At 52.2% G+C, this 20725-nt stretch carries 19 protein-coding genes and 1 tRNA gene; 8 read left to right on the plus strand and 12 right to left on the minus strand.

Annotation, left to right across the window (positions count from 1 at the left end):
- The 7 genes from OXG75_00425 to OXG75_00455 form a co-directional block, all read right to left on the minus strand.
- Positions 1-1635: an Eco57I restriction-modification methylase domain-containing protein gene (locus OXG75_00425; GenBank protein ID MCY3624457.1), complete on the minus strand. Its 1635-nt coding sequence runs from the start codon at positions 1633-1635 to the stop codon at positions 1-3.
- A gap of 277 nt (positions 1636-1912) precedes the next feature.
- Entirely contained in the window at positions 1913-2725 is an 813-nt protein-coding gene (locus OXG75_00430; GenBank protein ID MCY3624458.1) for an SDR family oxidoreductase, read from the minus strand.
- Entirely contained in the window at positions 2722-2898 is a 177-nt protein-coding gene (locus OXG75_00435) for a DUF1289 domain-containing protein (protein ID MCY3624459.1), read from the minus strand. The genes OXG75_00430 and OXG75_00435 overlap by 4 nt, the downstream gene beginning before the upstream one ends.
- 4 nt (positions 2899-2902) lie before the next feature.
- A complete protein-coding gene (locus OXG75_00440; protein ID MCY3624460.1) occupies positions 2903-3793 on the minus strand; it encodes a phosphoribosylaminoimidazolesuccinocarboxamide synthase in 891 nt (296 codons plus the stop codon).
- Between the two features lie 228 nt (positions 3794-4021).
- Positions 4022-5272 (minus strand): IS110 family transposase, encoded by a 1251-nt coding sequence (locus OXG75_00445; protein MCY3624461.1) that lies wholly within the window; start codon positions 5270-5272, stop codon positions 4022-4024.
- A 358-nt stretch (positions 5273-5630) separates the two neighbouring features.
- Positions 5631-6032 carry a PIN domain-containing protein gene (locus tag OXG75_00450; GenBank protein ID MCY3624462.1) on the minus strand — a complete coding sequence of 134 codons (402 nt, stop codon included), beginning with the start codon at positions 6030-6032 and terminating at the stop codon, positions 5631-5633.
- Positions 6032-6232, minus strand: coding sequence for a type II toxin-antitoxin system VapB family antitoxin (locus tag OXG75_00455; protein MCY3624463.1), 201 nt, complete (start codon positions 6230-6232; stop codon positions 6032-6034). The genes OXG75_00450 and OXG75_00455 overlap by 1 nt, the downstream gene beginning before the upstream one ends.
- A gap of 138 nt (positions 6233-6370) precedes the next feature.
- Between OXG75_00455 and OXG75_00460 the strand changes: the two genes are divergently transcribed.
- The 5 genes from OXG75_00460 to rplT all read left to right on the plus strand — a co-directional run bounded on the left by OXG75_00460 (position 6371) and on the right by rplT (position 9519).
- Positions 6371-6445: transfer RNA gene (locus OXG75_00460), tRNA-Val, on the plus strand.
- A 28-nt stretch (positions 6446-6473) separates the two neighbouring features.
- The gene (gene thrS, locus OXG75_00465; protein MCY3624464.1) at positions 6474-8393 is read left to right on the plus strand and encodes a threonine--tRNA ligase; all 1920 of its coding nucleotides are present in this window, start codon (positions 6474-6476) and stop codon (positions 8391-8393) included.
- The gene (gene infC, locus OXG75_00470; GenBank protein MCY3624465.1) at positions 8390-8932 is read left to right on the plus strand and encodes a translation initiation factor IF-3; all 543 of its coding nucleotides are present in this window, start codon (positions 8390-8392) and stop codon (positions 8930-8932) included. Before thrS ends, infC begins: the two co-directional genes overlap by 4 nt.
- A gap of 12 nt (positions 8933-8944) precedes the next feature.
- Positions 8945-9142, plus strand: a complete 198-nt coding sequence (gene rpmI / locus OXG75_00475) for a 50S ribosomal protein L35 (GenBank protein ID MCY3624466.1) — start codon at positions 8945-8947, stop codon at positions 9140-9142.
- Between the two features lie 23 nt (positions 9143-9165).
- Positions 9166-9519 (plus strand): 50S ribosomal protein L20, encoded by a 354-nt coding sequence (gene rplT / locus OXG75_00480; protein MCY3624467.1) that lies wholly within the window; start codon positions 9166-9168, stop codon positions 9517-9519.
- Between the two features lie 36 nt (positions 9520-9555).
- On the opposite strand, the gene OXG75_00485 is transcribed toward rplT, so the two are convergent.
- The 3 genes from OXG75_00485 to OXG75_00495 all read right to left on the minus strand — a co-directional run bounded on the left by OXG75_00485 (position 9556) and on the right by OXG75_00495 (position 12890).
- Positions 9556-10233 carry an endonuclease III domain-containing protein gene (locus OXG75_00485; GenBank protein ID MCY3624468.1) on the minus strand — a complete coding sequence of 226 codons (678 nt, stop codon included), beginning with the start codon at positions 10231-10233 and terminating at the stop codon, positions 9556-9558.
- Positions 10230-11879 carry an NCS2 family permease gene (locus OXG75_00490; GenBank protein ID MCY3624469.1) on the minus strand — a complete coding sequence of 550 codons (1650 nt, stop codon included), beginning with the start codon at positions 11877-11879 and terminating at the stop codon, positions 10230-10232. Before OXG75_00490 ends, OXG75_00485 begins: the two co-directional genes overlap by 4 nt.
- Before the next feature lie 168 nt (positions 11880-12047).
- On the minus strand, positions 12048-12890 hold the full coding sequence (locus tag OXG75_00495; protein MCY3624470.1) for a DUF5020 domain-containing protein: 843 nt from the start codon (positions 12888-12890) through the stop codon (positions 12048-12050).
- A gap of 151 nt (positions 12891-13041) precedes the next feature.
- Here OXG75_00495 and gcvT point away from each other — a divergent pair, with 151 nt between their 5' ends.
- Genes gcvT through gcvP form a run of 3 tightly spaced genes read left to right on the plus strand, consistent with a single transcriptional unit; the run spans position 13042 to position 17529 of the window.
- Entirely contained in the window at positions 13042-14136 is a 1095-nt protein-coding gene (gene gcvT, locus OXG75_00500) for a glycine cleavage system aminomethyltransferase GcvT (protein MCY3624471.1), read from the plus strand.
- A gap of 28 nt (positions 14137-14164) precedes the next feature.
- The gene (gene gcvH, locus OXG75_00505) at positions 14165-14563 is read left to right on the plus strand and encodes a glycine cleavage system protein GcvH (GenBank protein ID MCY3624472.1); all 399 of its coding nucleotides are present in this window, start codon (positions 14165-14167) and stop codon (positions 14561-14563) included.
- Between the two features lie 47 nt (positions 14564-14610).
- Positions 14611-17529 (plus strand): aminomethyl-transferring glycine dehydrogenase, encoded by a 2919-nt coding sequence (gene gcvP, locus OXG75_00510; GenBank protein MCY3624473.1) that lies wholly within the window; start codon positions 14611-14613, stop codon positions 17527-17529.
- Between the two features lie 103 nt (positions 17530-17632).
- On the opposite strand, the gene OXG75_00515 is transcribed toward gcvP, so the two are convergent.
- Together OXG75_00515 and OXG75_00520 are read right to left on the minus strand one after the other, a co-directional pair.
- Positions 17633-19372 (minus strand): trypsin-like peptidase domain-containing protein, encoded by a 1740-nt coding sequence (locus OXG75_00515; protein ID MCY3624474.1) that lies wholly within the window; start codon positions 19370-19372, stop codon positions 17633-17635.
- 351 nt (positions 19373-19723) lie between these two features.
- Entirely contained in the window at positions 19724-20677 is a 954-nt protein-coding gene (locus tag OXG75_00520; GenBank protein ID MCY3624475.1) for a serine protease, read from the minus strand.
- Positions 20678-20725 lie beyond the last annotated feature (48 nt).

The following is a 20725-nucleotide window of genomic DNA, read 5'->3' on the forward strand; positions in this document are numbered from 1 at the left end:
TCAGTTTCCGGTTCCGCAGAAGGCAAGACGCTCATTTCCCTTCATTCCGTATAACTCGAAGATTGCTTCATTACGTTTACCGATGTCCCTGTTTTTAACTGTGGTGGCAAGTTCACAACGAAGATGTTCCGGCACATCTTTCCAGAACGGTATGCGTATGCGACGCAGGTACTGAGCCTGAAAACGGAGATATCCTCCGCGCATTTTCGTTGAGTAGGTGTTTACGAACAGTTCGGCAACACCTGATTGCAAAACGGCCTGCAGCACCTTCAAATCCCACCGTTTCGAGGTTATGTAGTAGAGATTATGGTGCGGGTAAAATATCCCGTCTTCGTATACTATCTGCGCTTCCCCTTTGATGTCCGGAATCAGCAGTTTCGGCTGTTTTGCCAGTGCCGGATAGATGCGGTCAATTGTTCTGTACCAGCTATGCGGACTCTTTCTGGAGATATGACGTTTCCTGATTTCATGCTCGTAGCGCCTAAGATAGTCTGCTAGCTTCGGGTAGTCGTCTAAAGAGACAAGACCATCTTCATCATCAAACGGGTTAATGACCCCGTATCCCTGCCACCGCACTTGTCCCGAGACAATGTCGCGCGTAGTGACAAGGGGAAGCTTGCGGTCCTCCTCAACGTCAAGTGCGTCAAACGGTGCGATGAAAAACTTGTCCGCACCTGTGGCTACTCCGATTCCCACATCGCAGCCAGCATCTTTGAGCGAAGGAAACTCTCGTTCAATCCGCCGTACTAAAGCCAATCTGTCAAAGGACTCCAATATCCATGGTTCGGTCCCTGCTGCGACTCCGCTAATTTCCTCCACGTCTTCTGTATCGGCTGGTTCTTGGGACAACATCTTCTGAGATAAAGCGGCCAGACCGTCAACGCTGATCTCAGGTTGGCGGGCGAGACGAGTTGGGCCTGAGGGTTCTTTGGAGATGATTGTTATCGCCGGATAGGCAATAACATCGGAATTGAAGGCAGGTGTATCAACCATGTCCACGTAGAATTTTAAGCGATAATTTTCTGCCACCAGTTTACGAAGAGGTCCCCCGTATCGGTTTTTCATCCACCTGTCCGCGCAGATAAATCCCAGTGTTCCATCTTTGGACAATAGCGACAGGGATTTTTCAATGAATGGGATATATATGTCCGCGCGGTCGAAGATCGTGGTAAACCGACGTCGGTATTCCTTCATCAAGACGTCGGGAATCATTTCATGTCTTACATAAGGCGGATTGCCGACCACATAATCAAAATGGCCGTTTATAGATTCCAAAAGAAAGTCTCCTTGAGTTAACCACCTGTTCAGTAATGCGACCCGCGTCTCTGCCGTGAGTTTTTCCCGGGAGAGAATATTGTCCAAACGCTCGCGAGTTCTTTCAAAGGTGGGGTGATGTAATTCCACCGCACAGATAGCATCTTGCAGGGCAGTGTCGGGAATTTCAGAATTGCGCCAAGTGGCCAGAAGACGTTCCACGGCAGCCAGGAGGAATTCGCCATCGCCGAAAGAAGGTTCAAGCAGGCGCTGCTTGTAAAGCACCTTGTCAGTTGTGTATTCCGTCAGATCAAGGATGAAGTCCACTACTTCGCGACGGGTTGTAACTGCACCGCGCTCTTTTACCCCGCTTTCCGCCATTGTTGTCGCTTCGGCTTCAGCGGTATAAATTCCAGGCAGAAATGGTTGGCGTGTGAAACGGATTGCTCTGACCATTACCTCAGTTCGACTTCTTTTTCTCTAGGAATAACGCACCCTGTTCCTGACGTAAAACCATTAAACATGTTACCATGCCTCGGGAGAAATACATTTGGAAGTACGAGTTATAATCGGGATTTCAAGCGAAAATATTTTCCGCCGGAACCGACAATTGACTGTAAGATGCCGTTAGGCGTTTTTCATATAGCTTTTGTCTCTTTCAGGGTATGGCAAGCGGATCCGGGTAAATGAGCCTGTACCCGAGTGTTCTCTTCAGTTTTTCGTTCGAGACTATCTTGTATTGCGGGGGATTTTCCGTTTCGAAAAGCGGCGGCGGGATTCCGTATTTCTGGGCTTCACGGGAGTAATACTCCCTTCTTGTGGGATGTTCGTCGCAGGTGGCGTTAAGCACAGTGTTTCTCACGTCAAGATCTATTACGCTTCGGACGATTGCTATGCAGTCGTCGCGGTGTATGAGGTTAAGGGGGCAGTCGGGGTTTAGCACCAGTTTTTTTCTTCTGATCGATTTTATCGGAGCCCTGTCGTAGCCCATGAGTCCTGAAAAACGTATCACGGTCGTATCGAATTCAGGATTATCCATTAAAAGCCTCTCCACGTGCAGAAGAGCCTTTCCCGACGGCTTGTCGGGATGGAGGGAGTCCTCTTCCCTCACGACTCCGTTTGTGTTCGGATAGACCGAGGTTGAACTGGCGAAGATGACCATTTTCCCCCGGGGGCCCGGTATCGCTTCGATGAGATTTTCGATCTGCTTTTTATGATAGGTCTCGATGTCGTCTCTTCGCTCGGGGGGGAAGTTTATGAAAAGAACATCAGAAGAGAAAAATTCATCCGCCCTCTCCGCGTTTACCTCGGGGGCTATATCTATAAGGTAGGGTTCTATCCCCTTTTCCGAAAGGGCGGGGAGCCCCTCGGGTTTTCTTGCCGACCCTCTTACCGAAAAACCCGCATCCTTAAGAGATAAAGCGAGCGGCTCTCCGAGCCAGCCACAGCCAAGGACGCTGACGGTCTTCACTGGTTCTGCTCCGCTTCCCGCTGCGTTATTTCACGCATGACCTCGGCTCTCTGCTCGTCTGAATAGTCCTCCCAGCCTGCTATTTCGTCGCTTGTGCGAAGACATCCGACGCAGAGCCCCGTGTCCTCGTCCATTATGCATATGCCGTTACATGGAGAATTCGTCTTTCCCAAAACCCTATCCTCCGCGGAAAAGCCTGAGCATCTCGAGATACTTTTCGCTTGTTTTCCTTACTATGTCGGGTGGGAGTTCGGGAGCCGGGGGATTTCTGTTCCAGCCCGTTTGCTTGAGGTAATCCCTTACGAACTGCTTGTCAAAACTCATCTGCGGTCCGCCGGGAGCGTAGTTCTCCAGGGGCCAGAATCTTGAGGAATCCGGCGTCAGGGCTTCGTCTATCAGGATGAGCTCTTCAGTGTCGCGGTCTATCCCGAACTCGAATTTCGTATCGGCTATTATCACTCCCTTCTCCTCGGCTATTCTGGCGGCGGCAGTGTAGATCTCGATGCTTGTGTCCCGTACCCTGCCTGCGAGTCCCCCACCTATCATATCGCGCACTTCACCGAACGTTATGTTCTCGTCATGGGTTCCCTGCTCGGCCTTGGTTGACGGGGTGAAGATGGGTTCCGGAAGCTTCTGGGACTCAACTAGGCCTTTCCCCAAGGGGATGCTGCAGACGGAACCGGTTTTTCTGTACTCCTCCCACCCCGAGCCGCTTATATAGCCTCTCACTACGCACTCCACGGGAAGCGGGTCGGTCTTTTTCACGAGCATTGAACGGCCCGAGAGTACCTTGGCATGGTCCCCGAAGGGATCGGGGAAATCCTCGGGATCCGTCGAGACCATGTGGTTCGGGATTATATGCTCTGTTTTCCGGAACCAGAACTCCGAGATTCGGTTCAGCACCTCACCTTTTGAGGGTATTCCGTTTGGGAGTATCACGTCAAAGGCGGAGATGCGGTCGGTGGCTATCATCAGGATGCACTTGCCGAGATCGTAGATGTCTCTTACCTTGCCCCTGGTGGGTTCTGCGAATCCGATGAATTCTGTGCTGAGTATCGTTTTGCGAATGGTTCCGTCACTTGATTCCCGTTTTTGCGGGATGCTTTGACTGAATGGTGAAACTACCCGAAACCGAAGTCATTCTCAAGCGTCCCCGCCGTTGCTGTAGGACTTCCTGTTTTTTAGCAAGCTTAAATTTATGTATAGTGCGAATTTCCTTTTTTAAGATTCCTCCTCGATTTTCTCTGTTCTTTTGTTCTGCTTTCCCTGACGATTTCATTCCTGCTTGGTTTCCATTCACACCGCAATATCCTCCAAGGGTTTCTTGAACTCCTTGTCGAACAATTCTCCCTTTTTCAGTATAGCGCAGGCAACCGATAAAAGACGATCGCATACAGTACGAACAGATCTGCAATGACGATGGCCTTTTGCGCGAAGTGCTTTATATTTGGCCTTGCTCGCCGGATCATTGACTGCGGCTATCCTGCCCAGAACATGAAACGCGTCGGCGAGGTTCCTGCATACCGCTCTTCGCAGAACAACCTGTCTGCTTTTGCCCGACTGTCTCGTTACAGGGGCCGTACCTCCAAGACATCGAAGCGCCTCGCGGTCTCGACGACGTATAAGGTCCCAAGCCTCGGCAATCAAAGTAGCGAGAACTACATGTCCCACCCCCGGAATGGAGATGAGTATCTCAATGTCGGTTGGCCCTTGGCCCTCGGTCTTGAGTTTTGAGTTCATGGTCTCAACAATCTGTTTGATAGAGTCTTCGGTCTCTTTTATCTGGCGGTCTATCACTTTCATGCGTTCAATGATTTTCCTTATGTGCCAAACGCAGCTCTCGGTGGTTGCATCGTTTAATTCTATTTTCTTGTCATGCAATACCCTGAGCACCTCCTTCGCGTTAAAACGCCTCACTCCGTTGCGTCTGAGGAGGTTCTTGACCGTTGAGACTCTTTTTCCTTTTGTAGAGTCAGGACAAGGCATAAGCTCCCATAGTTCCAGGTGCCACGCGCTTACCTTCTTGCCCAGAAGCTCGCCGAACTGGGGGTAATACCTGAAGAGCAGTCCGCGGAGACGGTTTACCAAGCGGGTGTGTTCTGCTGTGAGCTCCTCTCTGGTTCTGTTGAATTCCCGCAGGATTATGACATTGGGGTCCTGGGGTTCAATAAAGCGGAAGTGATAACGATCCGTTCTAAGCGCCGAAGCCAGTACCAAGGCGTCTCTTCTGTCATCCTTGGCTCCTGAGACGCAGAATCTGTCCCTGAAGCGGTCAAGCTGTTTTGGGTTTATGGAATAAACCCGGAAGCCCTGTTCAACAAGACTTTCCACGACAGGGCCGTGGTTTACCTCAATAGCTGCTGCTATGTCGCAGACCTCAGAGTCTGAGATCTTTCTCATCCACTGAGCCATTTCCAAAAGACCGCCTCCTGAGTGCTTGAAGCTTTTTTCTCCGATGACGGAACCTTCGCGATCAACAACGCAGACCTGGTGGGAATTTCTCCCCCAGTCAATGCCTGCAAAAAATAGAGATTCATGATTCTTCATGTAAATTAATACCTCCATGTAAATTCGGGTTAGCCGTGATGTTTGTCGGATCCAGTACGGGTGCTCGATGGCACGAACTTCCTGTTGGACATTTATCACGGTGGTGCTTGACCGAGGCGCTTGTCCTACACAGGCGCTCTTTGGCGCGGAAGCAAATTAGGCAGCTCTCGGTCAGGCAACCCGTGAATTTAAGCAAACTCGATTTTAAATTTTTTCGCTTGATTTAAGCTTTCAGAAGGGTACTGGAAGTAAATTATCCGGTCTGATAATGGGCCGGGAAGTGATTTGGACGTAACTGTATAATGACGGAATCTTGGGGAGAGCCCTTTTCATCTGGATTTCTCAACCTACGGAGTCATTAGGCACGCCAGAGTTGTAGCGGTGTCCATTCTGAGATGTGGCTGAAATCACGGTCAGTCGTCAACATAACCAAATTGTGACGGATGCAGAGTTGCGCGAGCAGTGCATCAATAGTTCCAACCTGAATGCCGTGGTGGCGGCACGTGTTGCGGAGTTCGGCCGCGTCGATATGGTCATCACGTGCCGGGACAATCAGAGCAAGGGCGGTGAAACGTTCCACAATCTGTGCCTTGGCCCTTGGTCCCCGATAGCCTTGCAACAATTCTTGGAGCACGATTCCGGTCGTGTGAACCGCTTCACCGCCGCTGAGCGCATCCCGCAGGCGTCGCACATGGGGTACTTCGGGAGACGGGTCTCGTCGCAAGGCAAGCGACCAGACGCTGGTGTCTGCAAACAGCATTACCGGCGCGTCCGTTCCCGCTTGTAGTCGTACTCGTCGTCCCAGTCGAGTTTGCCGAACAGCTCAAGCAAGCGTTCCTGCTCACGCCGTGCAATGAACTCCCATAAGGCCCTGTTGACGGTTGCCTTCTTCGTTTTCTCGCCACCGACTTCAAGCGCCCTGTCAAGCAGTTGTGGGTCTATCGCCAAGTTTGTAGCTATTGTGTAATCCTCCACACATAAGAATACACATAAAATACCTGCCAGAGGATAACGTGGTCAAGTATCGTAACAGGCATGTAACAGGCATCATCGCCGTTCTTGACAATACGGCATAATTAAAGACAATACCAAGTTTTTGAGCACGTAGCTCAGTGGCAGAGCACTTGCTTGACGTGCAAGGGGTCGCAGGTTCAAATCCTGCCGTGCTCACCATGGAGTCCAGGGGACGAATCGGTTGGATATGCAGGTAAATATCGACGGAAAGCAGGGCATTTTTTCTTCGGGAACGACCGTCGGGGAAGCGCTCGCGGAGCTTGACGCAGACAAACGCACCGTAGGGGCCGTAGTAGATGGCCAGGTTGTTGATTTCTGGCACCGCCTTGAGGGTGACTGCGATCTTCTGCCCGTAAAAAGCAATACCGAAGCATCTCTGGGGCTCCTTAGGCACACCACGGCCCACGTTCTGGCCGAAGCCGTCCAGTCTCTTTTCCCCGAAGCCCGTGTCACCATAGGTCCCGTGATAGAGAACGGCTTTTACTACGATTTTGATTTCAAAAGAGGCTTTACCCCCGAGGATCTTGAGAACATCGAAGCGAGGATGCTCGAGGTAATAAAGAGAAACCGTCCTCTTGTAAGAAAATCGGTCACCAGAGAGGAGGCCGTCGCCATTTTCTCCGGGATAAAGGAGAACTACAAGGTGGAGATAATAAACGATCTTCCCGAAGGGGAGGAGATAACAATATACGATCAGACTGACTGGTATGATCTCTGCAGGGGACCGCATCTTCCCTCTACGGGGCTCATAAAGGCCTTTAAGCTCACGAGTTCCGCAGGGGCTTACTGGAGGGGCAACGAGAACAACCCGATGCTCCAGAGAATTTACGGAACGGCCTTCTGGGACAAAAAGGATCTGCGCAAGTATCTGCGCGACCTTGAGGAGGCCAAAAAAAGGGATCACCGCAAGCTTGGAAGGGAGCTTGATCTTTTCAGCGTGAACGATGAGATAGGTCCCGGTCTCATCCTCTGGCATCCGAGGGGGGCCAGGGTAAGAAGCGTGATAGAGGATTTCTGGAAGAAGGAGCATGTCTCAAGGGGCTACGAGTTGCTCTACACTCCGCACATGGCCAAGCTTGACCTCTGGCGCACAAGCGGTCACGTGGACTTCTACTCGCAGAACATGTTCTCGTGCATGGAGGTTGAGAGCTCCGATTACCAGGTAAAACCCATGAACTGCCCTTTCCACATACTGATTTACAAATCAAAGACGAGGAGCTACAGGGACCTGCCAATCAGGTGGGCGGAGATAGGAACCGTTTACCGCTACGAGCGCTCGGGGGTTCTTCACGGTCTTCTCAGAGTGAGGGGTTTCTCCCAGGACGACGCCCACATATTCTGCCGCCCCGACCAGATACGCGAAGAGGTCTCCGGGGTGCTTCGCCTCACTCTGGATTTTCTCAGAACTTTCGGGTTTGATAATTACGAGATTTTTCTCTCTACGCGCCCGGAGAAGTTCGTCGGAAGCGAGGAGAACTGGGAGAGGTCGATAGAGTCAATCGAGCAGGCTCTCTCAGATGCCGGTCTTCCCTACGGAGTGGACAGCGGCGGGGGAGCCTTTTACGGTCCCAAAATAGATCTTAAAATAAAGGACGTGATAGGCAGGGCTTGGCAGTGCTCAACTATTCAAGTAGATTTCAACCTGCCCGAGCGGTTTGAAATGGAGTTTGTGGGTGAGGATAACGCTAGACATACCCCGATAATGATACACAGGGCCATATTCGGCTCGATCGAGCGGTTCTTCGGAATCCTGATAGAACATTACGGGGGAGCGTTTCCGCTCTGGCTCAGTCCCGAGCAGGTAAGGGTGGCATCCGTGGGACAAAGCCAGGCCGAGTACTGCGAGGAAGTCTGCGCCGAGCTTCGCCGCCGGGGAATCAGGGTCGCAAGCGATTTGCGAAACGAGAAGCTAGGATATAAGGTTAGGGAAGCGCAGGTAATGAAAATCCCCTATCTGCTGGTTGTAGGAGACAAGGAGGTCGAAACGGGAACGGTTGCTCCCAGAAAATACGGTGGGGACGCCATGGAGGCGTTGCCTGTGGATGATTTTATCGAAATCGTCACCGGGGAGAACGATCCCTACAGCTGGATGGAGGTAAAGGCATAGCTAGAAGGAGAAGGAGTAATTCCCGGGCCCGCGTCCCTGAGACTCGCGTTAACAGGAGGATTACCTCAAAGGAGGTCAGGCTCATAGATGTCGAGGGTGAGCAGCTGGGAGTCGTAAGCATTGAAGACGCCTTGCGGATTTCGGAGGAAAAAGAAGTCGATCTGGTTGAGGTCGCATCAAACGCTACCCCGCCCGTATGCAGACTCATGGACTACGGGAAGTTCAAGTACGAACTTAGAAAACAACGGAGCGCGAAAAAACAGAAAGATCAGACGGTAAAGGAGATAAAATTTCGACCCAACATAGGGGAACACGATCTTGAAGTCAAGGTAAACCGGATGAGGGGTTTTCTTGAAGCGGGTCACAAAACCAGGATGAGGATATTTTTCAGGGGCAGGGAAATAGTTCATCCGGAACTCGGCCGCGAACTTGCAAATGAGGTTCGCGAGAAACTGTCCGATGTGGCCTCGGTGGACATGGAGCCCAAAATAGAGGGCAAGAACCTGATAATGATTCTTGTACCGGCAAAAAAACAGTGAGGGATTTACCAGATGCCTAAGATGAAAACGAACCGCAGCGCGGCGAAAAGATTTTCCGCTACGGGAAGCGGGAAGATAAGAAGAAACAAGGGTGGCAAAAGCCATATAAACGTAAAGAAAAGCTCAAAGAGGATGCGGAGACTGCTGGAGCCGGATTTCCTTGAAGGTTCCGCCGCCAAGAAGATCAAGACCTATGTTCCTTACCTGTGAGCTGATACAGACGGAGAATACCGATGCGCATAAAAAGAGGAGTCACTTCCAGAAGACGTAAAAAAAGAGTTCTTAAGCTTGCCAAGGGGTACTGGGGCAGAAGAAAGAACAATTTCAGAAGGGCTAAGGAAACCATACTCAGGGCGCTTGCCTATTCCTACAGGGACCGGCGCCGCAGAAAAAGGGATTTCAGGGCGCTTTGGATCATGAGGATAAACGCCGGCGTAAGACCCTTCGGTCTTTCATACAGCAGGTTCATCGACGCGCTCAAGAAATCGGGGGTCGAGCTTGACCGCAAAAGCCTCTCTGAGCTTGCCGTAAGAAACCCCGAGAGCTTCAAGGCCGTAGTGGAGTTTGCGACCTCGAAAAAAGGCTGATTTCCGCCCCGACCGGGGCTTTGTTCTTATTTCCTGCTAAACCAAATCTATTCCGGGATCGTGCGGGTCGTGCTCAAGCGGGCAGCCCTCGCAGTGGGGTGTCTTCCGGCAGTGGAGTTTTCCCGTTTTTACTATGAGCGCGTGGTACTCTCCGAAAACTTCCACATCGACCGAGAGGCTTCGTACAAAAAGTTTCTGCATTTCCGAGTAGCTTGCTCCCTCGGGAATCAGGCGGTGGCGGCGGAGAATTCTCCGGGAGTAGTTATCGACCACGAACACAGGTTTGCCGAGCGCATAGAGCAATATTGAGTCAGCCGTCTCTTCGCCGATGCCGTTCACTGAGAGCAGCTTTTCCCTGAGTCTGTCGGTGTCCTCAGCCAGCATGTTCTCCATCACTCCTCCGTAACCGGCAAACAGGAAGTCGATGAAGTTCTTAAGCCTCTTTGCTTTTAAGTTGTGATATCCGCAGGGGCGGATCAAGACTGCGAGCTGCTCATGGGATACCGCTCTGAGTTTTTTTGCAGAGAGCATTGAATTCTCCCTGAGCGCCTCTATGGCTTTTTCCACGTTCACCCAGGAAGTGTTCTGAGTGAGTATGGCTCCCGTCGCGCACTCAAGCCTCGTCCGGGCGGGCCACCAGTTCTGCGGGCCGTATCTTCCGTAAAGAACTGAGTAGAAATCCCGTATTCTTCGGGAGTTTCCTCTATCGGTCAACCTGCTGCGCCCCCGCCGCTTTTGCGGTTAACGTGGGAGACAATCATGAAAAAGGCGGCTGAAAGAGCATATCCGACTGCCCACTTGGCTCCCGTTCCGAAACCGAGAGAATAGAGGTTTCCCTCAACCGAGATTTCTCCCGCGTGTATGAAGCCGAAAAACGCCATCACGGCTCCCGCTCCCATCCACGCTGCCGCCTGGTTTAGCCTGCGTTCAACGAGGCAGACGGCTGTTGCGGCCCAGACCACCGACGAAAGCATGAATCCCTGGGAAAGTGCTACCAGCCCGGGCAATTGAAGACCCGAAAAGACAAACGCGTTGAGGTTCTCAAACGCACGGGTGGCCACCGAACCGTCCGATATAGCGGCTCCCACCGCCGAGACGGTCTGGGAAACCACCACGGTTCCCCACGCCGCAAGTGCTGGTATCAGTCCCAAGGCCACGGCGGGAGCATGGGAGCGGGGAGTGGTCTGAAACGCTTGAGATGTCATCGCGAGCCCTATCCATATAAGTATTATTCCCGCGGCTTCGATCGGCACCAGCGCCGAGACCAGGGAACCCAAGCCGACAAGCGATACCACGGCGAAGAAAATTCCGTTTATTACCGAGTATCCTCCTTTCGCCCCCATTTCCTTCCATCCCGGATGTCCTATATATATGGTCGTTGGGAAGCACGACCCGAAAAGTGAGGCAGCTATCGATCCCGCACCGTTAACCGCAAGGCACGATCCGGTGGGGTAGGGGTCTCCCGCGGCCTCGGCGGACTCTATGTTCTGAAGGGACCCGAGGATATTGTAAAGACCCATAGGAAGCACGACCGGAATCAGCACCGAGCGCACGAGGGGATCAGAAAGCCCTGCTACAAGATCCCCCAGGATCGGAACGGGCAGATAGAATCCCACGTCGCCAAGAGCTTGGCTCACGGCAGGTCCCGACACCGTTGTTTCCGCTCCGAATCCCACCGCAAAGAGAAGCCACGCGGTGAATATTCCCAGGACGAGCGCCAGGCCGACTCCCGGAATTCCAAGCGGAAGCCTCGTTCTTGAGAGCAGGGTGAACAGCAGCACTCCCAGAGAGAGCAGGGCGACCAGGGGATAGGCGAAGCATCTTGCGGCAAAGTCCATGCAGAGAAACGCCACGGCTATTCCGGCAAGGGAAGTGAGCAGCGCGGCGCGCGGAGTCGCCTTTCTGATCCTCTCGGCTACAAGGGATCCTGCGAGTTCAATGACTCCGGAGAGAAAGCAAGCCGCGACCCCGACGCGCCAAGCCACAAGCGCGGCTTCCTGAGGGGGGACTCCCCGGCTTTCGGCCGCCAGTTTCGCCGGGATCATTACCAGGAAGATGAAGGCGAACAGGGAAATCGTGTTTACTCCGTAGGGAAGCGCCGTTACGTCTTTTCTTCCGGTGGCTGCCGAGAGTCGTTGCGCAAGCCATGCGTAGTAGAGATTGCCGATAATAAGCGATATCGCTATGGCAGGGAGGACCGAGGAGACGACGAACTCCCTTTGCAGACCCACAAGTCCGGTGAGCAGTATCATGATCAGAACGTACTGGACGAGGTTGTCCACCATGAGGCCGAAAAAGCCTTCTGCGTCGGAGAACGAAAAAAGAGGCTGTGCCCCCGCGGGGAAAAAGAGGTGTCTCATGTCTTATTCCGGGGTTGCGTGGAACCGCAGAAGCAAACGGCGAACCTGCGATCAACTATCGATTATAATGAAAAAGACAGCACAGGCAAAGACGGACCCTCGCGCCTGATTCCCGCGTATGTGACCGCAGCCGACGATTTTCCCGCTGTGCCCGGCAATGGGTATCAGCTACAAGTTCACCCTTATCATTGCCTGAACAACTGATTCCTTGACCCCCGAGATGCCAAACTTGTTGTGCCAATACCACCACTCAATACCGACATATACCTTCCCCTGCCTATTCACCAGACGACCCGCATCCAGCAGGAGCTGGGGCTGCATAAGAAAGTTTTGTTTTTCATAGGCGGATGTTTCAGCCTCACCCTCTGAGCCGGCCCAGTCGAAATAGCCATTAAACATCCAGTGCGCCGGCCCCGTTTCGAAGGTCGTATTCCAAACCACTGTCACCTGCCAAGTTGTTCCGGCAAGGTCCGGATTCTCCCTTAAGTAGCCGTTTGTCTGGACGAAGTTAAACCCGGGCACATCAAGGTCCACCGCGGCGCCAACGAGATAGTTGGTAAAGTCTTCTCCCTTTTCCAAAGTGCCGGACAGAAGCACGTCTTTCGCCGGCCCTGCGGAAAAAGCTTTACCGCTTATTTTGGAGAAGCTCAGACGGGGCGACCACTCCCCATAGAATGAACTGTTACCTCTCAATGGTCGGATATCCACAAAGGCAAAGTTATCGCCATAGGCCCATCCGTTAATCCATTCCAGAGTGAGGGTTTCCGCTTTCTCACGCTCCAGTTTGAAGTCCGCGCCATAGAGCAACTGGGCATTGAATGCATTCCAGGTCTGCGCTACTGCCGGCGCAGACGGTAACAAGACAAGCAAACAGAGGCATACGGCGTAGACAGTTATTTTGGGGTAATTCATCTTGCGTTCAGCTTCCGGCTTCCGCCCGCCCGGCACACGGCCTGCCAAGGCGGCATTGACGATGGTCTGTCCTAAATTTGGTATTCCGACTCCATTCAATCATGAAATCATTATACGGAGTTTATCATAAAGATAATTTTCATGTCGTATATCCAGTTGTCCATTACCCGCACCGCTGGTGAAGGGGAATTTAGGGCGGTTCCTCGAGGTTATTTTGACAGTCCACTTTTTTGGATGTTTAATCTAGTATATGACTTACACCCCTTTATACGAAACACACAAGAGTTTCGGGGCGAAGATGATCGATTTTGCCGGGTGGAAGCTTCCTCTTCAGTTTGAAGGTATAAGACGGGAACACATGGCGGTCAGGACGGCCTGCGGCCTTTTCGACGTAAGCCACATGGGAGAAATAGAGATCACGGGGACCCAGGCTGAAGCCGTCTGTCAGAAGCTTAACACCAACGACATGGCGGGGCTCCGGGACGGCCGGGCCCGCTACGGTCTTTTCTGCTACCCCGACGGTGGGGCGATTGACGACCTTATAACCTACAGGTTTTCGGCTGATCATTTCCTTGTGTGCGTAAACGCGTCCAACACCGAGAAGGTCTACCGCTGGATCGGTGATAACTGCGAGGGATTTGATGTTGAGATAACCGATGCGAGTTCGGCCTACGCGCAGATCGCCGTTCAGGGACCTCGTTCTGTATCAGTAATGGAAAGGGCGCTTGGCGAAGAGAGCGTGCGGGATTTTCCGAGGTTCTCTTTCAGGATCCTTGAGGGTGATGCGGCAGGGGCTATAGCGGCCAGGACGGGTTACACGGGTGAAGACGGCTTTGAACTGTTCGTGCCCGCGGGAGACGCGGTCGGGATCTGGGAGAAGCTTTTTGAAAGCGGGAGCGAATTCGGGATTGCTCTTTGCGGTCTGGGAGCGCGCGACACGCTTAGGATGGAAGCCGGATATCCTCTTTACGGAAACGAACTGGATGAGAAAACGACTCCGGTCGAGGCTGGCCTTAATAGATACGTGAAGATGGACAAGGGCGATTTTATAGGCAGAGACGTGCTCTTGGAGCAGGTGGAGAGCGGAGCGGCCAGGGAAAGCATCGGTTTTAAGATGCTTGATAGGGGGGTTCCCAGACACGGCTATGGGGTAGTGAAGAACGGAAAAAAAATAGGAGAGGTTACAAGCGGCACCATGTCACCGGTTCTTGGTATTGGCGTGGGCATTGCTTCGGTTGCCTCGGGTGAAGTTAAGTGCGGAGATGAGATAGGAATTGAGATCCGGGGAGATGTGAGAAAGGCGGTTTCTTCTGAATTTCCGCTTCATAAAGACGGTATGTCTTAATCAAAGAACATAAAGGAGCATTTAGGTTATGAGTGTACCGAAAGACTTGAAATACACTGAGGAGCATGAGTGGGTGAGATTTGAAGAGGACAGGGCCGTGATCGGAATAACGGATTACGCCCAGGAAGCCTTGGGGGAGATAGTTTTTGTTGAACTGCCGGTTGAAGGAGAAGAACTCGTTCAGGGAGACTCCTTCGGTGCGGCGGAGTCGACAAAGGCGGTTTCTGAGCTTTTCGCTCCGGTCTCGGGGGAAATTGCCGAGGTGAACGATCTTCTCGTGGATTCCCCGGAACTTGTAAACGCCGACCCTTACGGTGACGGATGGATCGTAAAGATTCATACCGACGAACTTGACGCAAGCGAAGTCGAGAGTCTTCTTGATCCTTCCGGTTACGAAGAACTGATAGAAGACGAGGAAGATGCCTGATATGTCCCGGTGGCATGGATGGGGCGATTATTTGGGGAGAATTGTGATTGCGAAACGAAAACGGCATTTATGAACAAGAGGATTTTTTCTCGGCGAGGCACATAGGTCCCACGCCCGAGGAAGCACGCCAGATGCTTTCGTGCGCTGGGGCGGAGAGCCTTGAGGAACTGGTGCGGGAAACCATACCGGCTGACCTGCTTTCAGAGATTGAGATGGCCGTTCCCGCTGCCATGACCGAGAGCTCCTATCTTGACCATATAAGGGCTATTGCACGCGAGAACACTATATTCAGGTCGTACATAGGTCTGGGTTACTACGACTGCGTGGTCCCGGCAGTCATCTCAAGGAACATTCTCGAGAATCCAAGCTGGTACACCCAGTACACTCCTTACCAAGCCGAAATATCGCAGGGACGGCTTGAAGCCCTCCTTAACTTCCAGACGGTGATTTCGGAACTTACGGCTATGGAACTTTCAAACGCCTCGCTGCTCGATGAAGCAACGGCGGCTGCCGAGGCCATGGCCATGTTTCACAGGCTGAGCGGCGCTAAACGGGAGAAGGCGGACGCAGACAGGTTTTTCGTTTCCCGAAGATGTTTTCCCCAGACCATTGATGTTCTGAGGACACGGGCGGAGCCTCTTGGGATAAGGGTCGTGGAGGGAGAAGAGGATCAAATTTCGCTTGACGGGAGCTTTTTCGGTGCGCTTCTGCAGTATCCGGACGCCTTCGGTGAAGTCAGGGACTACTCGGAATTCGTAAAAACCGCTCACGCTCACGGCATAATGGTTGCAGTTGCGGCCGATCTCATGAGCCTTGCGCTGCTTACGCCTCCCGGGCGCTTCGGCGCCGACGCCGTCGTGGGAACTTCGCAGAGACTCGGGGTTCCGGTCGGCTACGGCGGTCCTCACGCCGCGTATTTCGCCACGAGGGAAGAGTTCGGAAGGCAGGTTCCCGGAAGAATAATAGGGGTGTCTCTTGATGGCAACAAGAACCCCGCCTACAGAATGGCCCTTCAGACAAGGGAACAGCACATAAGAAGAGAGAGGGCCACTTCCAATATATGCACCGCCCAGTCTCTGCTTGCCATAATGTCCTCGATGTATGCGGTTTACCACGGTCCGGCCGGGCTGCGGCGCATCTCAGGGAGGATAAACACCCTTGCTAAGATGCTTGATCTGGGCCTCAGGGAAATGGGGCTTTCCCAGTTGAACGGAACGTTTTTCGATACCCTGCTCGTGGATCTTTCGTCATGCGGAGAAGGGGCCTGCGATGTACTTCGTGCAAATGCCCTCAAAAGGAAGATCAATTTCAGGTATCTTCCGGACCAGAAAATCTGCATATCACTTGACGAGACCGTCACCGAGGGGGATGTCGCGGAGATACTTTCGCTTTTCTCAGAGTCCCTCGGACTTGAGGAGAAGGTGTCCGTTGCCCCGGACAGCGTTTCTGACATTGCGTCTGTGCCCGATAGTCTTGTGAGGAAAGGAGATTTTCTTTCTCAGCCGGTATTTAACCGCTACCACTCGGAAACACTTATGCTCAGGTACATAAAGAGCCTTGAGGGCAGGGATCTTTCTCTGGCTAATTCCATGATCCCTCTTGGCTCCTGCACAATGAAACTCAACGGCACGACGGAAATGATTCCGATAAGCTGGGAGGAGTTCTCGAGAATACACCCCTTTGTGCCCCGCGACCAGGCAGCGGGTTACGCACAGGTGATCAACGATCTCGAAGAATATCTATGCGAAATAACGGGGCTTAGTGCCTGCTCGCTTCAGCCCAATTCGGGAGCTCAGGGGGAGTACGCGGGCCTCATGGTAATACGCAGGTACTTTGAGGAGAGAAAAGAGACTGAGAGGAACGTGGTGCTGATTCCCTCTTCTGCGCATGGAACCAATCCCGCAAGCGCCAGGATGGCTGGAATGGACGTCGTGGTAGTAAAATGCCGGAAAAACGGGGATGTGGACATAGATGACCTTCACCGCTGCTGCCGGAAAAACGAGGGGAAAGTTGCATGTCTTATGATTACCTATCCTTCGACTCACGGGGTATTCGAGTCCGGGATAAGGGAGATATGCGACATAATTCACTCAAACGGCGCGCAGGTTTACATGGACGGGGCCAATCTTAACGCGCAGGTAGGTCTTTGCTTTCCCTCTCTCATCGGCGTTGACGTATGTCACATAAACCTGCACAAGACTTTCAGCATTCCCCATGGAGGCGGAGGTCCGGGAATGGGTCCCATATGTGTCGCGTCCCATCTTGCTCCGCATCTCCCCGGACATTGCGTTGTGGAAGGGGTAGGGGACGAGAAGCCCTGCGGAGCGATATCCGCCGCTCCCTGGGGAAGCGCTAGCATACTGCTTATATCCTACGGATACATAAGGCTTCTTGGAAGGGATGGAATGACCGAGGCTTCCCGGCACGCGATACTGAACGCCAATTACATAAAAGCCCGTCTTGGGGAGCACTACGATATTCTCTACGAAGGTGAGAACGGAAGAGTTGCCCATGAATTCATACTTGACCTGCGCGAACTTGGAAAAAGCGCGGGAATAACAGTGGAAGATGTGGCCAAAAGGCTCATGGACTACGGATTCCACGCGCCGACTATGTCATGGCCGGTTGCGGGAACCCTTATGGTGGAGCCCACCGAGAGCGAGTCCATGGAGGAAATGGACAGATTCTGCGAAGCTATGATAAAGATACGCGGGGAAATCCAGGAGATTATAGACGGTGTCGCAGACTCTTCGGACAACCTCCTTGTAAACTCTCCGCACACGGTTCTGGATCTTGCGTCTTCTGACTGGAAACACCCCTATTCACGCCAGCAGGCATTTTTCCCGCTTCGGTATCTGAGGACCAGCAAGTTCTGGCCGCCGGTTTCGAGAATAGACAACGCCTACGGTGACAGGAATCTGGTGTGCACGTGCCTTCCCATCGAAGCCTACTCGGATGAAGAGTAAACTTGGACTTATCTCTACATGTAGCAGTTGTGCCTGACGTCCTCAAGCCACCAAGTTACCTGAAAAGAGTTCCGGTTTCGCAAGAGCACAGGAGTTCTGTAATTCAAAAGACTTGCGGAGGACCCAATGCTCGGACCGCAGGCGGAATGTCGTTACGCTCAGACGGCCTGTTTTCAGGACAGAAAAACCCCGGTTCTTCCACAAACTTTCTTATGGTCTCCGCATTAGGTCCCTCTGAGTAGTCCTGTCCTATATAAACCGGAAGGCGGTTGCGGATCACAAGAGGCCCTGGGTCATTCCATTCTCCTTCTTCCCCTGCTCTGCCGACAGTTCTCGAATTTATGGAAACTACTTTGCCGTCTCTGTCTACAATGGGACCGCCGCTCATGCCTGGGACAGTGAAGTGGGAGAGAAATTCGGACATGTAGTCATATGTCAGCATGTAAACGGCCCCGACTCCCTGGAGGGGGCCTACGTTGTCGTATAAGTCTCCGGAACCGATAGAGACAAGAGGGTCTCCGCACTTAGGTGAAGAGGAGTCGGCTATCTCGAGCTCTGGATACTCTGACAATGCGCCTGGCTTATCCATTTTTATAACCGCGATGTCACATTCCCCAAGCCCACCAAACTGCCTTTTTGAAACAGTTCCCTCATATTCCTTGTTGTCGTAGGCCGTAATTGTTGCTTTGAGGCCTGTCTTTATGCCCAAGTGTCCTGCAGTGACGATAGTATTCTCGTCGTATATGAACCCTGAACCAAACGCAACGGCGTCGTTGAATCGTATCCCGATAGTCACGGTGGCTTTACGTGCTTCTTTATATGTCCTGTCCATATGCTCGAACTGATCAAGCGGAAACGGGCTGTATTTGTCGCCGAACTCATGACCGGTTGGCCATACATTGTCATTCCTGTAATTACCGGCGTTATGAGGCTTTTCATCATCGGGGATCCTTTCCTCATAAAATTCTTTAAGTTGTTCAATGTTCGGTCCGGCGGAATATCTGTACGGATGCGGTTGCTCAAAAGCGTAGACCCAAAGGCGTTCCGGAGGATCCTCGGGAACCTCAGACGGCATGACACCAAATGCGTTCCTGATTGTATGTTCGCTTAGAGGGGATCCCGCGGACACAATGGAAACCACTTCTCCATCTTCGTTGAATATTGGTCCTCCGCTCATCCCTCCAGAGGTCGGCACCGCGTGATACATCCTGTCAGTGCGCAACGGATATCCGCTTTTTAACTCAAGTGCCGGTCCCGCGGAAACTGTCCATCCGCCGATGCCTTTCTGCCACTGCCCCCCGCCTATAGCCATCAGGAATTCGTTTCTTAAGGGTTTTCTGTCCGCTATTTTCAAGGGGGTGGCGTCAATTTCCCTCTCAAGGCGGAGCAATGCCAGATCGGTTGCCCTTGTCACTCTCGGATCGGCATATACTACTTCCGCTTCTATTCTGTCACCGTCAAAGGTGTGGATAAACACCCTTTCTGTTGGTTTTCGCTCTAAGGTCTGGAAGTCAATGAATGCATGGGCGGCTGTAACGGCATATTTCGGGGCAATAAGCCATGCGCTGCCCACTCCAAGATCTTGGCTGTTGGTTTCTCTGACTTCAAGCTCTAGTACGGAGCGGCTTACTTTTCTTGCGATATCCTCATGCTTTTTTGTGGGAGATATATCGGCACTGTAGTTTTTCTTGAAATTACGGCTGAACCTCTTTGGATAATAATCGTCTCTTCTCTCGCCTGCTCTCTCAAGGTACAGTCTCTGTTCGTTTCTCTGGGAGGTAAGATCGCACACTGGTGGAGGGGTGTAATCCGTATCACCGCCACCGCAGGAAGTGGACCCCATAGCGCCAAGCGCAATGAGGACGGGGAGAAAGATTTTTAACGATAAGCACTTTTTCAGGCGCATAGGCTGCTTACCCTAGAAGACTCAGAATTCTTTGCCAACTGCTTACATTGTGCACGGAATAAGACAGAAAGTAAATTTTCGGCCATTGTTTTACAGATGTGCGGCATGAATTCCCGTTTCAGCCGCCGTTGTGTTCTGCGGCTGAATGGTGGTGAACGGCATTACGTTCCCATCTAAGAGTTTTTCTCAAGCCACGAAGTTATCTGAAAGGGATTCCTGCTTCACTGCAGCACGGGAGTTCTACGATTCAAAAGACTTGCGGTCCGCGCCCAGACAATCTGCCGTTTATCAGGGGCGAGGGCAGAAAAACCCCTCTTCTCTAACAAACCTCTCTATGGTTTCCGCATTAGGACCATCTGAGTAGTCCTGTCTTATGTAAACCGGAAGGCGGGTGCGGATTACAAGAGGTCCTGGGTCATTCCGTTCTCTTCCTTCTTCCGGTCTGGCCCAGCCTGTCGAAATCACGGAAACTACTTCGCCGTTTCTATCTATGACTGGACCGCCGCTCATGCCGTGGACATCGAAGTGGGAGAGAAATTCGGATACGTACTTTTGTGTCAGCATGTAAACGGTTCCGACTCCCTGCAGGCGACCTACGCTGTTGTATGCCTCGCCGGAACCGATAGAGACAAGCGGGTCTCCGCACTTAAGCGAAGAGGAGTCAGCTATCTCGAGATTGCGATATCCTGACAATGGTTCATCCATTTTTATAACCGCGATGTCACATCCGCTTCCATCCTCATACTGTCTTTTTGAAACAGTTCCCTCATGCTTCTTGTTGTCGTACGTCGTAATTATTGCCCTGAGATTTTTCCTTATGCCCACGTGTCCTACAGTAACGATAGTATTCTCGTCGTATATGAACCCCGAACCAAACGTAGTAAACGCAGCACCGGCGTCGTTGAATCGTATATTGATTGTCACGGCGGCTTTACGTGCTTCTTTATATATCCTGTCCATATGCTCGAACTGATCAAGCGGAAACGGGCTGTATTTGTCGCCGAACTCATGACCGGTTGGCCATACATTGTCATTCCTGTAATTACCGGCGTTATGAGGCTTTTCATAATCGGGGATCCGTTTCTCATAAAGTTCCTTAAGTTCCCCGATGTTCGGTCCCCAGGCATAACTATACGGATTCGGTTGCTCAAAAGCGTAGACCCAGAGACGTTCCGGAGGATCCTCGGGAACCTCAAACGGCATTACACCAAACCCGTCCCTGACAGTACCCCTAGCCCGCATTTCTCACCGCATAGGGATATGGAAGGGTTTTTAGGGTCAGCAGCCATG

The organism is Candidatus Dadabacteria bacterium (assembly GCA_026705445.1).
Classification (GTDB): Bacteria; Desulfobacterota_D; UBA1144; order Nemesobacterales; family Nemesobacteraceae; genus Nemesobacter.